This is a genomic window from Promicromonospora sp. Populi (assembly GCF_041081105.1).
Classification (GTDB): Bacteria; Actinomycetota; Actinomycetes; order Actinomycetales; family Cellulomonadaceae; genus Promicromonospora.
In genome coordinates, this window is record NZ_CP163528.1 from 937,796 (window position 1) to 950,934 (window position 13,139).

The 13,139-nt window shown below is 69.9% G+C and carries 17 protein-coding genes; 13 read left to right on the plus strand and 4 right to left on the minus strand.

Going from position 1 to position 13,139, the window contains the following annotated elements; all coding sequences use genetic code 11:
• Nucleotides 1-114 precede the first annotated feature (114 nt).
• The 4 genes from AB1046_RS04200 to AB1046_RS04215 all read left to right on the plus strand — a co-directional run bounded on the left by AB1046_RS04200 (nucleotide 115) and on the right by AB1046_RS04215 (nucleotide 2,660).
• Nucleotides 115-768, plus strand: coding sequence for a hypothetical protein (locus AB1046_RS04200; RefSeq protein WP_369372633.1), 654 nt, complete (start codon nucleotides 115-117; stop codon nucleotides 766-768).
• 122 nt (nucleotides 769-890) lie between these two features.
• Nucleotides 891-1,154 carry a phosphoribosyl-ATP diphosphatase gene (locus tag AB1046_RS04205; RefSeq protein WP_369372635.1) on the plus strand — a complete coding sequence of 88 codons (264 nt, stop codon included), beginning with the start codon at nucleotides 891-893 and terminating at the stop codon, nucleotides 1,152-1,154.
• Between the two features lie 57 nt (nucleotides 1,155-1,211).
• On the plus strand, nucleotides 1,212-2,081 hold the full coding sequence (gene hisG / locus AB1046_RS04210; RefSeq protein ID WP_369372637.1) for an ATP phosphoribosyltransferase: 870 nt from the start codon (nucleotides 1,212-1,214) through the stop codon (nucleotides 2,079-2,081).
• 6 nt (nucleotides 2,082-2,087) lie between these two features.
• A complete protein-coding gene (locus tag AB1046_RS04215; protein WP_369372639.1) occupies nucleotides 2,088-2,660 on the plus strand; it encodes a PH domain-containing protein in 573 nt (190 codons plus the stop codon).
• Nucleotides 2,661-2,724: 64 nt separating this feature from the next.
• Here the strand turns inward: AB1046_RS04215 and AB1046_RS04220 are convergent, their stop codons facing one another.
• Entirely contained in the window at nucleotides 2,725-4,767 is a 2,043-nt protein-coding gene (locus AB1046_RS04220; protein WP_369372641.1) for a DEAD/DEAH box helicase, read from the minus strand.
• A 436-nt stretch (nucleotides 4,768-5,203) separates the two neighbouring features.
• On the opposite strand from AB1046_RS04220, the gene AB1046_RS04225 reads away from it, so the two are divergent.
• The 9 genes from AB1046_RS04225 to AB1046_RS04265 all read left to right on the plus strand — a co-directional run bounded on the left by AB1046_RS04225 (nucleotide 5,204) and on the right by AB1046_RS04265 (nucleotide 11,621).
• Nucleotides 5,204-5,776 carry a CDP-alcohol phosphatidyltransferase family protein gene (locus tag AB1046_RS04225; RefSeq protein ID WP_369372643.1) on the plus strand — a complete coding sequence of 191 codons (573 nt, stop codon included), beginning with the start codon at nucleotides 5,204-5,206 and terminating at the stop codon, nucleotides 5,774-5,776.
• Nucleotides 5,773-6,738: a DUF881 domain-containing protein gene (locus AB1046_RS04230; protein ID WP_369372645.1), complete on the plus strand. Its 966-nt coding sequence runs from the start codon at nucleotides 5,773-5,775 to the stop codon at nucleotides 6,736-6,738. Before AB1046_RS04225 ends, AB1046_RS04230 begins: the two co-directional genes overlap by 4 nt.
• Nucleotides 6,735-7,067, plus strand: coding sequence for a small basic family protein (locus AB1046_RS04235; RefSeq protein WP_369372647.1), 333 nt, complete (start codon nucleotides 6,735-6,737; stop codon nucleotides 7,065-7,067). The genes AB1046_RS04230 and AB1046_RS04235 overlap by 4 nt, the downstream gene beginning before the upstream one ends.
• 2 nt (nucleotides 7,068-7,069) lie before the next feature.
• The gene (locus AB1046_RS04240; protein ID WP_369372649.1) at nucleotides 7,070-7,945 is read left to right on the plus strand and encodes a DUF881 domain-containing protein; all 876 of its coding nucleotides are present in this window, start codon (nucleotides 7,070-7,072) and stop codon (nucleotides 7,943-7,945) included.
• A 188-nt stretch (nucleotides 7,946-8,133) separates the two neighbouring features.
• The gene (locus AB1046_RS04245) at nucleotides 8,134-8,607 is read left to right on the plus strand and encodes an FHA domain-containing protein (RefSeq protein WP_369372651.1); all 474 of its coding nucleotides are present in this window, start codon (nucleotides 8,134-8,136) and stop codon (nucleotides 8,605-8,607) included.
• Nucleotides 8,604-9,437, plus strand: a complete 834-nt coding sequence (locus AB1046_RS04250; RefSeq protein WP_369372653.1) for a MerR family transcriptional regulator — start codon at nucleotides 8,604-8,606, stop codon at nucleotides 9,435-9,437. Before AB1046_RS04245 ends, AB1046_RS04250 begins: the two co-directional genes overlap by 4 nt.
• A gap of 201 nt (nucleotides 9,438-9,638) precedes the next feature.
• On the plus strand, nucleotides 9,639-10,145 hold the full coding sequence (locus AB1046_RS04255; RefSeq protein ID WP_369375566.1) for a bifunctional nuclease family protein: 507 nt from the start codon (nucleotides 9,639-9,641) through the stop codon (nucleotides 10,143-10,145).
• Nucleotides 10,146-10,257: 112 nt separating this feature from the next.
• Nucleotides 10,258-10,845, plus strand: coding sequence for a MerR family transcriptional regulator (locus AB1046_RS04260; RefSeq protein WP_369372655.1), 588 nt, complete (start codon nucleotides 10,258-10,260; stop codon nucleotides 10,843-10,845).
• A gap of 101 nt (nucleotides 10,846-10,946) precedes the next feature.
• Nucleotides 10,947-11,621, plus strand: a complete 675-nt coding sequence (locus AB1046_RS04265; protein WP_369372657.1) for an MBL fold metallo-hydrolase — start codon at nucleotides 10,947-10,949, stop codon at nucleotides 11,619-11,621.
• 52 nt (nucleotides 11,622-11,673) lie between these two features.
• Here the strand turns inward: AB1046_RS04265 and AB1046_RS04270 are convergent, their stop codons facing one another.
• From AB1046_RS04270 to AB1046_RS04280, 3 genes are all read right to left on the minus strand, one after another.
• Nucleotides 11,674-12,078 carry a hypothetical protein gene (locus AB1046_RS04270; protein ID WP_369372659.1) on the minus strand — a complete coding sequence of 135 codons (405 nt, stop codon included), beginning with the start codon at nucleotides 12,076-12,078 and terminating at the stop codon, nucleotides 11,674-11,676.
• A gap of 273 nt (nucleotides 12,079-12,351) precedes the next feature.
• Entirely contained in the window at nucleotides 12,352-12,699 is a 348-nt protein-coding gene (locus AB1046_RS04275; RefSeq protein WP_369372661.1) for a hypothetical protein, read from the minus strand.
• 12 nt (nucleotides 12,700-12,711) lie between these two features.
• Nucleotides 12,712-13,137, minus strand: coding sequence for a hypothetical protein (locus AB1046_RS04280; RefSeq protein WP_369372663.1), 426 nt, complete (start codon nucleotides 13,135-13,137; stop codon nucleotides 12,712-12,714).
• Nucleotides 13,138-13,139: the final 2 nt, after the last annotated feature.

The window sequence follows — 13,139 nt, forward strand, 5'->3', positions numbered from 1 at the left end:
ACCGACACCAACCAAGGATTAATAGTGTGCCAAGCGTCGAGAATCCACCCAAGCTCCGGCGATAGACCTACCAGCCAGCCGCAAGGGAAGGCCATCTCGGCACACTGACCGGGTATGAGAAGCTCACGCGCCCAGCGGGCGGTAGTCGCCGTAGTGCTGACCACGGCATTGTCGGGAGGGCTGGCGGGCTGCGCCAGCGAGGGTTCATCGGGGGGAGCGCCGACGAACCTGTCTGCCACAGCGCCGTCTGCCACTACGCCGGTGACGCCGGAGGCGGAGCAGGGGTCGCACTCGTGCGTCGACTGGGTCCGCTTCGATTCTCCGAGGGACGCGGCCGCCGATGCCGGCGCCGTCCTCCGTGGGACGGTCGTGGAGCGTGCCGGAACGGCGGACATGTTCGGCTTCGACGCGAACGTCTGGACGTTCGAGGTCGAGGAGGTGCTGGAGCGGCCGGAGCCCGGGCCGGGCGGCGCGGTGGCGCCCCCCGAGCTAGTGGTCGCCGCGCCGGGGGAGCGGATCTCTGTGATCTCGACACCCGAGACGTGCGTGCCGGGCAACGAGGAGTACGCCGGAGGCGACCCGCTGGATCCGGCGACGGGACTTGGCGGGGAGTCCGGGACGTTGATCGTCCTCGTACAGGCCGGGGATGGCACGGGCAGCGAGGAGCACCCGGACGGTGCCGACATCCTTCACCTGATCACACCCTGGCAGGGCGTGGTCACGCCGACGGCCGACGGCGGTCTGCCCGCGGAGTGGCCGAACCAGTGACGTCGTCGACCGCCTGAGACAGACACCCAGCGAACTGGCCCTGCGGGCTGGCCCGGCGAGACGATGGCCACAACGTGGGACGGCAGGGGGTAGCCCCGCCGTCCCACGACTAGGCTGGCGCCGTGAAGACCTTCGAGACCCTGTTCGCCGAGCTGACCGAGAAGGCCGCGACCCGCCCAGCGGGTTCGGGCACCGTGGCCCAGCTGGATGCCGGCGTTCATGCGATCGGCAAGAAGGTCGTTGAGGAGGCCGCCGAGGTCTGGATGGCTGCCGAGTACCAGTCGGACAGCGAGACCGCGGAGGAGATCTCGCAGCTCCTGTACCACCTGCAGGTTCTGATGGTCGCCAAGGGACTGACCCTCGAGGACGTGTACACGCATCTGTGACCCGGGAAAGACCCGGGTTCCCCGATCCGTCGTACGCCCAAGAGAGGAACCAACCACATGCTGCGCATCGCCGTCCCCAACAAGGGTGCCCTGTCGGGTCCCGCCTCCGAGATGTTGCGCGAGGCGGGCTACCGCCAGCGCCGTGACACCCGCGAGCTTGTGCTCGCCGACCCCGAGAACGACGTCGAGTTCTTCTTCCTGCGGCCGCGCGACGTCGCGGTCTACGTGGGTACCGGCACGGTCGACGTCGGCATCACCGGCCGCGACCTGATGCTCGACTCGGGCGCGGACGCCGTCGAGCACCTCGGCCTCGGGTTCGCCCGCTCCACGTTCCGGTTCGCGGCGCCCGCGGTGCCGACAGAGCCCGGCCAGGCGCCGATCAGCGAGGTGAGCGACATCGCCGGGCGCCGCGTGGCGTCGTCGTACACCACGCTGGTGGCGCAGCACCTGGCGAAGCAGGGCGTCGAGCCCGCCGCGATCGTGCACCTCGACGGTGCGGTGGAGTCGAGCGTGCGGCTCGGTGTCGCGGACGTGATCGCCGACGTCGTGGAGACCGGCACTACCCTGCGGGCCGCGGGCCTGGAGGTGTTCGGCGACCCGATCCTGCGTTCGGAGGCCGTGCTGATCCGGCAGTCGGACGTCGAGCCGCCCGCCGGCCTGGAGATCCTGACCCGGCGGCTGGAGGGTGTGATCACCGCCCGCGAGTACGTGCTCATGGACTACGTGGTCCCCGCGGCGCGGCTCGAGGAGGCGGTGGCGATCACGCCGGGCAAGGAGTCGCCGACGGTATCGGCGCAGCACCACAGCGATGCCTGCGCGGTGCGCGTCATGGTCCCGCGCAGCGAGACGAACCGGATCATGGACGCGCTGTACGACGTCGGGGCGCGCGCCATCATCGTGACCTCCATCCACGCGTCGCGGCTGTAGGCCCGCATGGGCGGGAGCGCTGGTGCGGGGGCCGGTAGCAGCCGCACCGGCCGCGGCCGGGCCGACGACCGGTTCCGCACCTTCCGCGGCCGCTACGGCACGCCGATGGCGTACGGGCTGGCGCTGCTGTGGGGTGGCGGGTGCACGTTCGTGGCACTGTCCGCGAGCAATCCCGCAGCGGACGCCGCGAACCGGATAGGGATCATCGTGCTCGGGCTGCTCGGCGCCACCGTGGCCTGGCGGTTCGGCGCCGTGCGTGCGATCCCAGACCCGTACGGCCTCACCGTGGTGAACTACGCGACCAAGCGGCACCTGGTGTGGGCCGAGATCGTGGCCGTCCGGTTCGGGCTGAGCGACCCCTGGGTGCACCTCGATCTGGCGAACGGCGACGTGCTCGCCGTCATGGGCATCCAGCGCGCCGACGGCGAGCACGGCATGGCCGAGGCCCGTCGCCTCGTGGCCCTGGTCGCCGAGCTGGGCGAGGCCGAGGAACCGGGCCGGCCGGGCCCCCCGGACCGGCCCGACCCGCCCGACCCGCCCGACCGGCCCGACCGGCCCGACCGGCCCGAACAGCAGTAGCGACGCGCGACAAAAGCCCCCTTGGTTGCGAGCAACCAAGGGGGCTTCGGTCAGCTAGGCAGCGTCAGCGGGCGCTGCGGGCTTCCCAGTGGGCCGGGGCGCGGCCACGGGGGCCACGGTCGCTCTCCGGGCGGCGGTGGTCGCCACCGGAGCGCGGGGCCCGGTCACGGTCTCCGCCGGCACGCGGCGCCGGGCCGCGGTCGAGCGTGATGCGCAGCGGCTTGCCGGCCACGCGCGCCCGGGCCAGCCGGTCGAGCGCGTCGTTGTCGAGCGGCGCGATGATGTCGACGAGCGAGAAGCTGCCGAAGATGTCGATCTTGCCGACGTCGGAGCCGGTGATGCCGCCCTCGCCCGTCAGCGCACCGACGATCCCGCCCGGCTGCACACCGTGCGTGTGCCCGACGGCGATGCGGTACCGCGTGCCCCGGGCCGGACGGCGGATGCCGCGCTCGCCCTCGCTACGGCTGCCCTCGAACCGGCCGCGCGGCGAACGGTCGCCCGTGCGGTCGTGGCGGTCGTCGTCGCGAGTGTTGCGACGGGCGGCCGCTGCCTTGGCCTCGGCCTGCTCGCGCTCGTACTCTTCCTGCTCCGCACGGGCACGGGGGCCGTCGTCGCCGACCGCGAGCGCCGCCATGGCGGCGGCGATCTCGATGGGGTCGACGCCGGTCTCGTCGGCGTAGGTGCGGATCAGGTCGGTGTACATCTCGAGGCGGCCGGCTTCGCGGCGGGCTGCGACCTTGCCGAGGGCGCGCTTGACCTGGTGGGCGGAGACGTCCTTGGGGGAGGGGATGCCGACCTCTTCGAGCGTGGCGCGGATGGTGCGCTCGATGCTGCGGAGCTTGCCGCGCTCGTGGGGGGTGACGAAGGTGAGTGCTTCGCCGGTGCGGCCTGCGCGGCCGGTGCGGCCGATGCGGTGCACGTAGGCTTCGGGCTCGCCGGGGACGTCGAAGTTGACGACGAGGCCGATGCGGTCGACGTCGAGGCCGCGGGCGGCGACGTCGGTGGCGACCAGGACGTCGAGGGCGCCGGAGCGGAGTCGCTCGACGATCTTCTCGCGTTCCTTCTGGGCGACGTCGCCGGAGATGGTGGCGGCGGAGATGCCCTTTTCGATGAGGGCGGAGCCCACGTCTTCGGCTGCGCCGCGGGTGCGGGTGAAGACGATCGCGGCGTCGGCGTCGGAGGTCGACAGGACGCGGGCGAGGGAGCCGATCTTGTGGCGGAACGGCACGACGGCGTAGGTCTGGTGGACCGCGGTGACGGTGGAGGCTTGCCGGGTGACGGCGATCTGCACCGGGTCGGTCATGTGGTGGTCCGCGACCTTGCGGATCGCGGGGGGCATGGTGGCGGAGAAGAGGGCGACCTGGCGCTTGGTGGGTGCCTGGCCGAAGATCTCTTCGACGTCTTCTGCGAAGCCCATGCGGAGCATCTCGTCGGCCTCGTCGAGGACGAGGAAGCGGATGTCGTCGAGCTTGAGCGCGCCGCGGTCGAGGTGGTCCTTGATGCGGCCGGGGGTGCCGACGACGACGTGGACGCCTTCGCGCAGGGCGCGCTGCTGGGGGATGTAGGGGGCGCCGCCGTAGACGGGGAGCACGCGGACGTCGTCGAGCTCGGTCGCGAAGGACTCGATGGCGTCGGCGACCTGCATGGCGAGCTCGCGGGTGGGGGCCAGGACGAGGGCCTGGACCTTGCGGAGCTTGGGGTCGATGGCGGCGAGCAGTGGTAGGCCGAACGCGGCGGTCTTGCCGGTGCCGGTCTGGGCGACGCCGGTGATGTCGCGGCCGGCGAGCAGCTCGGGGATGGCGCGGGCCTGGATGGCGGAGGGCGTGACGAAGCCGAGCTTGTCGACGGCTGCCATCAGCTGCGCGGGGAGGCCGAGGCTTGCGAAGGTCGGGCCGGTGGGCTCGGTGACCTCGGGTTCGGTGACCTCGGGCTCAGTGGCGGGCTCGGGAGTCGCGGGCTCAACCGCGGCGTCGGAGGCGGTTGCCTCCGGGGCGGTGGCCTCGGGGATGGTGACGGCCTCGGGGGCCGTCTGGTCGCCGGTGTCGGCGACAACCTGCTCGGTGTCCTGCTCAGCAGGCGCGATCAGGTCATGGGTGTCGATAGACATGCAGTGCTGCACCGTTCGTCGTCGCGGGCGGAGTCAGGGCCGAGGTGAGGGCCCTTACGTCGCTCGCTCCCGAAACACCTTCCCCGCAGCCAGGGCTGCGGGCCTGTCTCGCACATTGCGTGCACACACGGGAAGACGACGAACTCCAAGGGGATGTGGCACCACCCTATCGGTTGCCGGGGTGTTCGGCACAGAGGCGGGGAGCGTGACGTGCAGCACGCGGGTGATGTTGTCCGTGGTGAGAGGCGTGCGACGGCCCTCGGCGTGGGGGCTGACGACGGTGGGTCTCGCCGGTTTGGTGAGTGGTAGGGCGAGTGGTGTGCTGGGTGGCGGAGGCGCGACGCACCGACTGCCGCACGGCGTGCCGTGCGTATACGCAACGGCCGCCCCGTAGTATGGCGGCCGAGACGAACCGGCGTGAGCAAGGGCGGTGTGCGTGTCCACTGGGGCGGAGATGAGCTCCCGGGTGCTGACCGTGCCCAACATCATCAGCCTGGTGCGACTGGCGCTGGTGCCGGTCTTCGCCGTGCTGATCGTCGTTGGCGAGGACGGCTGGGCGCTCCTGGTGCTCGCCGTCTCCGGCGTCTCGGACTGGCTGGACGGTGTGCTGGCCCGTCGCCTGAACCAGGTCACGCGCCTGGGGCAGATGTTGGACCCGTTCGCGGACCGCCTGTTCATCTTTGTCACGTTGATCGGTCTGGCGTGGCGCGAGGTGGTGCCGCTCTGGCTTGTGATCGCGATCATTGCGCGGGACGTGCTGCTGGCGCTGACGGTCCCGGTGCTGGCCCGTCTGGGGTACGGCACGCTGAACGTGACGCTGGTCGGCAAGGTCGCGACGTTCGCCCTGCTCTACGCCTTCCCCCTGCTGCTGCTCGCGGAGGTGCCCGGCTGGGTCGGCGCCGGCGCGCACGTCGTGGGCTGGGCCTTCACCTGGTGGGGTGTCGGCCTGTACTGGCTGGCCGGGCTGCAGTACGTGGTGCAGGTGCGGCGGCTGGCGGCCGGGGAATGACCCCGCCCGACGTAGCGCCGGACGCGCCACCCGAGGTCGGCCCGGCCGCCAGGCGCCGGCGCCTGGACGAGTCGATGACGCTCCTGCGCGAGGTGATCGAGCGCCCGCTGGACCCGGGGTACGCGCAGATGGCTCAGCGGCGGGCTGCGGCGGGGGAGGAGCGGTCCCGGCGCGGCGTGCCGAGCCTGGTGATGCTCCTGCTGGTGGCGGTGCTGCTCGGCGCGGCGACGACCGTGGCGGTCCGTGACCTGCGAGCGCCGCAGCCAGTGGTGGCGCGGGGGCGCACGGTGCTCATCGAGCAGATCCAGGAGCGTAGTGCCGAGGTTGAGGCGTTGTCGCAGCGCTCGACGTCGCTCAGCGCTGAGGTGGACGGTCTGCAGGGCGACGGGTTGCTGCCGCAGGCTCTGCTGGAGGTCAACGAGCTGGACCGGTTGGTCAGCGGTGCGGTGCCGGTGCGGGGCCCTGGCATGGTGGTGCGGCTGACCGACGGTGAGGGTGGTGGCCTGGTGGAGCCGGGTGACGCGCCGGCGGAGTCGCGGGTGCGGGACGCGGACGTGCAGTTCGTCGTCAACGAGCTGTGGGCGGCGGGTGCGGAGGCGGTGGCGGTGAACGACGAGCGGTTGACGTCGTTGTCGGCGATCCGGAACGCGGGTGACGCGATCCTGGTGGACCTGCAGCCGTTGAACGGTCCGACGTACACGATCGAGGCCGTGGGGGACCCGGACGACATGCAGGTCGAGTTCGCGCGGTCGGCGGGTCTGGGGTTCCTGCAGCTGCTGAGCGCGGAGTACGGCATCACGAACGAGGTGACCACGGGCGAGGGGATGTACCTGCCGGGTGCGGGTTCCCCGACGCTGCGTTCGGCGGACGCCCAGCCGTCCGCGGCCCCGGACGTGACCACAGACAACACAGACACAGACACGAACACAACTGAGGACTCTTCCGAGGAGGACAACGGATGATCGCGATCGTCGGGCTCGTGATCGGGGTGGTCGCCGGGCTGCTGCTGCAGCCGACCGTCCCGTTGATGCTGCAGCCGTACCTGCCGATCGCGGTGGTGGCCGCGCTGGACGCCCTGTTCGGGGGGTTGCGCGCGATGCTCGACGGGCTGTTCGACGACAAGGTGTTCCTGGTGTCGTTCCTGTCGAACGTCCTGGTGGCCGCGTTCATCGTGTTCCTCGGTGACCAGCTCGGTGTGGGCGGGCAGCTCTCGACGGCGGTCGTGGTGGTGCTCGGCATCCGGATCTTCTCGAACGCGGCGTCGATCCGTCGGCACATCTTCAAGGCGTGAGCATGCGGCACGAGGACAGCAACGCTGACAGCGGAGCCGACAGCACGGACAGCGCCGACAGCAACACCAGCAACGATGACGCCGCGCAGGGCAGCCCCGAGGACCACACCGAGACCACCCTCGAGGACGACCTCGAGGAAGCGGCCCCGCCGGTGCCACCGGCGTCGGGCTGGAGGCGGGTGCTGCAGCTGTTGCGCCCGCGCGGCACCCGTTCGGAGCTGCTGACGGGCCTGCTGTGCCTGGCCCTGGGGTTCGCCCTGGCGGTACAGGTGGGGCAGTCGACGGGGGACCAGCTCAGCTCCCTGCGTCAGGACGAGCTGGTGCGGCTCCTGGACGAGGTGACGCAGCGCGCGGACCAGCTCGATGCGGAGGTCTCCGACCTGGAGGAGATCCGGGACGACCTGCAGTCCGAGGACGGGCAGGACCAGGCGGCGCGGGATCTTGCGCTGCAGCGTGCCGAGCAGGAGGGCATCCTCTCGGGCAGGCTGCCGGCCTACGGCCCGGGTGTGCAGATCCACGTGGCCGACGGCAGCCGGCCGCTCGAGGCGCAGGTGCTGTTCAACCTGCTGGAGGAGCTACGCAACGCCGGCGCAGAGGCGATCCAGGTCAACGGGGTGCGGCTGGTCACGACGAGCTACTTCGTGGATTCCGGCGGCGGCGTGGTGCTCGACGGCGCCGCGATCGCCTCCCCGTACGAGTGGACGGCGATCGGCGACCCCGAGACGATCGACCGGGCGCTGGAGATCCCCGGCGGTGCGCTGCCCCGGATCCGGGAGGAAGGCGGCGAGGCGACCACCACTATGGCCGATCAGGTCAGCGTCGATTCCGTTCGTATTCCGGGCGAACCGGAGCACGCGGAGCCCGCCGACGAAGAGTGACTCCCGCCACGTCGGCAAAACTGGCATGCGGAACCGCCGTGGCGTGGGTAGTTTTATCCGGGTTGGTTCCCCGCTATGGTTCCCGCTTCCATCCCGATCGGGGTAGGTTGAGAGGAACCCGGACGGCGTCTCATCCGTTGTCCGAACGTAATGATCTCGCACGTCACCACAGCACCCGAGGAGACCTGATGACGGACCCCAGCGCCCATCCGGTCGGGCCCGATACCACGGCCAACCTGGGTCGCATCGCGTTCCCGACCCCCGACGAGCAGGCGCCCCGCACGGCGCTCAGCCCCGAGGAAGCCGCCGCCGTGGCCGCCCTCCCGCGCCACTCCGCGCTGCTCATCGTGCAACGCGGGCCGGGATTCGGCGCACGGTTCCTCCTGGACACCGGCCGTTCGGTCGCCGGACGCAGCGAGCAGGCGGACATCTTCCTCGACGACGTCACGGTGTCGCGCAAGCACGCCGAGTTCGTGCGCGAGGGTGACTCGTTCGTCGTCCGCGACATCGGGTCCCTGAACGGCACCTACGTCAACCGCGGCCGCATCGACGGCGCCACGCTGGTCACGGGCGACGAGGTGCAGATCGGCAAGTTCCGCCTGACGTTCCACGCCAGCCCGCAGTCGCCGGCGCAGTGGGTCGCGGGGACGCCCGCCCCGTGACCGCCGGCGCCGCACGCGACCATCGTGGGGTCGACCGCGGCACCGCACCGCGCCATGACCGGGCACACGACTCAGCACCCGGGCTCGCCCCGGACGAGCAGGCCCGGGCACACGACCAGGGCGAGGACGACGAAGACTTTGACGTGCCCTGGCCCCGGGGCATCTCGCGCCAGGCCGCGATGCGCATCAGCGACGTCCTGCGCGCCCTGGGCCAGGAGTTTCCTTCCGTCTCGCACTCCAAGCTGCGCTTCCTGGAGGAACAGGGCCTGATCGACCCGGTACGCACCCCGTCGGGCTACCGGCAGTACAGCCAGGCCGACGTCGAACGCCTCCGGTTCGTCCTCACCGAGCAGCGCGACAGCTACATGCCGCTGAAGGTGATCAAGGAACGACTCGCCGCGATGGACTCCGACCCGGACTCGGCCGAGCACCCCGCACCGCGCCTGGCCGGCACCGGGACACCCGCCCGACGCCGCTGGACCGCTGCAGCCGTGGCCGACGCCGCCGGAGTCACCGAGGAGCTCGTCGAGAGCCTGGCGCAGTCTGGCCTCCTGCCGTCGACCGGCGGGACATACGGCCAGAGCGCCGTCGAGATCGCCCGCATGGTCGGCGCCCTGGCCGAGTTCGGCATCGAACCGCGCCACCTGCGGTCCTTCCGCACCGCCGCCGACCGGCAGGTCGCGCTCGTCGACCAGGTAGTGGCACCGCTGCGCAGCCAGCAGGCCAGCGCCGCCCGCGGCCGCGCCGCGAGCATGGCCGGCGACATGGGCGAGCTCTTCACGCGCCTGCACGCCGCCTGGGTACGGCAGGGCATCGAAGACCTCGGCTGAGCCGACCCACCGAGCCCGGGCACAGGCCCGGGCATATGTCCGGGCCCATGTCCGGCACCGCACACGCTCGGCCGACCGGCAACTGGAAACCAGCAATTTTGCCACCAGGCGGCCGGTTCATGACCAGGAAATTAACTCGAGCGCGCGACGAGGGGCCGCTGGAAGCCGTACGGTAAAACCGTGAGGCCGGACGACGTGCCAATGGTCCCCGTGGAGGTCCTCGGGGTTCGACAGCAGCAGCGCGATCAGGAGATCGTCGTGCTGCTGCTGGACAGTGCCGCCGACCTGGCCATACCGATCGTCATCGGCGCGCGCGAGGCCAGCGCCATCGCCATGGCACAGGCCGGCCTGGCCACACCGCGACCCATGACACACGACCTGCTGCGCGACGTGCTGGGCGCCGTCGGCGTCGCGCTCGAACGAGTGGAGATCGTCGCCCTCGAAGGCGGCATCTACTTCGCCGAGCTCGTCCTGAGCAACGGGGTGCACCTCGACTCCCGGGCCTCGGACGCGATAGCCCTGGCCGTACGCACCGGCAGCCCCGTGCTGTGCTCCGCCGAGATCGTGGCACTGGCCGGAGTGGAGATCGTCGACGTCGACCAGCAGGCCGAGGTCGAGCGCTTCCGGGACTTCCTGGACCACGTCACACCCGAGGACTTCCTCGGACCACCGGGCGGGGGTGGTCAGGGCGGCGGCCGAACCGGGTGAAATAACCGGGTGAAAGCGGACCATCTCGCGACACGCCGGGCTCTTTACGGCGCGCATCTTTGAAATCGCCATCGACGCGCCATAACGTGGCCACGACACCCCAGGAGGCACAGTGAACACCAGCGGTGAGAGAGCCACACGCGCTACGGTCCCGCACGGCGCGCAGGGTCTCCTCTTCGGTGAGGACCTGACGGAGCAGGACGCCACGACCGGCTATCGCGGTACAACGGCGTGCCACATCGCCGGCATCACCTACCGTCAGCTCGACTACTGGGCGCGCACCGGCCTCGTCGAGCCCAGCATCAAGCCCGCCACCGGGTCCGGTACGCACCGGCTCTACAGCTTCCGGGACATCCTGGTGCTCAAGGTGGTCAAGCGACTCCTGGACACCGGGGTATCCCTGCAGCAGATCCGCACCGCCGTCACCGCGCTGCGCGAACGCGGCGTGGACGACCTGGCGCAGATCACCCTCATGTCCGACGGCGCGAGCGTGTACGAGTGCACCTCGCCCGACGAGGTCGTCGACCTGGTCGCCGGCGGCCAGGGCGTGTTCGGCATCGCCGTCGGACGGGTATGGCGCGAGATCGAGGGCACCCTCGCGCAGATGCCCACCGAGACACTCGACCAGGGCGAGGCCGACCTGCCCGTCGTCGAGGGCGACGAGCTCGCGCAACGCCGGGCCGCCAGGTCCGCCGTCTGACCACCCTTACCCAACCGTCCTACTCAGCCGTCTGGAACGGGCTGCTCAGCAGCCCGACCAGGCGGTCTGCTGTTTCCAGCAGGCAGGCGTAACCTGCCAGCATGCAGCTCACCTTCCACGGTCACGCGTGCGTCTCCCTCGGCCTGCCCGACGGCGGAGCGATCGTCATCGACCCCGGCACCCTCAGCGACGCCGCAGGCGCACTCACCGGAGCCGTGGCCGTGCTGATCACGCACGACCACCCCGACCACGTGAACGTACCCGCCGTCGTGGAACACCTGACCTCGGCCCCGGACGTCCAGGTATGGGCCTCCGGCCCTGCCGCGGAAGCCCTGCGGGCGGGCGGCGCCCCGGCTGACCAGGTGCACGAGGCGACGCCCGGCCAGGTGCTGGAGATCAGCGGCGCGCGCGTCACCGTGGGCGGCGGCGACCACGCGGTGATCCACCCCGAGATCCCGCGCGCCGTGAACGTCACCTACCTCGTCGAGATCGGCGGGGAGAGCGTGTTCCACCCGGGCGACTCCTACGAGCCGCCCGCGGCCCTGCCCGACGGCGGCCTCGACGTGCTCCTGGTGCCAGTCTCCGGGCCGTGGATGAAGACGGCCTACGCGATCGACTTCGCACGCGCGGTCCCGGCCGGCGTCGTCGTGCCGATCCACGACGGGCTGCTCTCCGAGTTCGGACACGGCCTGACCGGGCGACTGCTGGACACGGCGCGCCTCGGCGGGGACTACACGTACTCACGGCTCACCGCGGGGGAGTCGCTGGCGGTCTGAGCCGGCCGGCGTGCCGCTCATAGGGCGAATCGAGCGGAGCTGAACGCTCAGATCACGCGAGGGGTGCTTCGGCGTTACGCACATTCCGGAGAAACTCGACCCGCAGGCCGTCCGCGAGCGGTGTCTTGAATTCGGGTTCGGTGAAGTTGTCCAATGCTGACTCGACCGGAACGAAATCGACACCACGCGAGAGCCACGGGCCGTTCGGGCGTTGGGTCATGACGATGGCGATATCCCAGGACCGTTCGGCCCACACCGACCACAGGCCCGTGCTTCCAACTATTGCCACGACGTTGGCGGTAAACGTCAGCGCGCCCGTCGGATCGTCCTGCGGCTCGTAGGAAACCGCGTCCCAGTACGCTTCGCCGATCCTGTTTCCGGGGACGCGGAACGATCCATACGTGCCGTAGTTGTCGCGATAGTAGGCAGGGGTTGGGTCGAGCGTGACACTGACCACGCTCTCGTCTCCGTGTTCATCGACAAGAGCTTCTAGGACGGGGCCGAAGGGGCCCTCGATCGCGTGACTGTACTGACAGAAGTCGAGACTTACGGGCCTGGTGTGTACGGGCAACTCAGGCAGTCGGCGTTGAATGTCCAAACAAGCGCTGACCACGTCGAGAAGTTGCCCATGTTGGTGACCGCCTCGTGGATACACTATGACATTTCTCGCCATGGATACCTACTTCGGTGCGCGCATCTGTCCCTGGAGGGCCTACTGCGGACCTGCTATTTACATTCGCAGGAGCGTGTCCCTCACGCTGACGTTCTGGCCGATTTCCACCACGAGTTCTCCGCCAAGTCCGTCTGTGCGAAGCCAGACATGAAACTCGACGCTCTCTCCTATATCGCGGACCGACACCTTTGAGAGCGCTTCACGAGTGGTTTCCAGGCGCACAATCTTATCCGACTGCCAACGAACCTGTACGGAAGCGGCCCGCTCGTCCCAAGTCACAGTTGCTTCGTCGCCGTCGCCTGCCCAGGCGGTCACAGAACAGACGCCGGGCTCATCACCTGGAACAACTTCGACGGGAAATCCTGCAAGGTCGTCCCGTCGAGGAACTTCAACCGAATTGCGCACGACGGGTCTCCGTCACGGGGAAACGCCATCTCGGCCTCGAAGAATCGTGTCAGCATCGTGACCTCGCGCAGTGAGATCCGTTGCCACCCGGTCAATGAAGTCGCGGATACAGCTCTGAACGTCCAGTTGGTCAACTTCGGCGCTCACCACTTCCGGTGTAGATGCCGAGGAGAAGCGCCAGCCCGAATTCTCGCGGGTAATCGCAACTAGGCCTGGTTCGTCGGACGAGAGGGATTCGAACACGAAGTCAGCGTGGAAGTCAGCTTCCAGCCAGGCGATGAGGGCGCGCGCTAGTTCCACGACCGGAAATTTCGGCTCGTTGTAGACCGTCCGATCTTGGTCACGAATCTCGAAGTCAGCGTCGATCGCTATCAGATAATCTGCCAGCGTCCTTCCCCGAAGGTCGCTGTCGTCGAAGTTCGCGTATACGAGTTGCACTC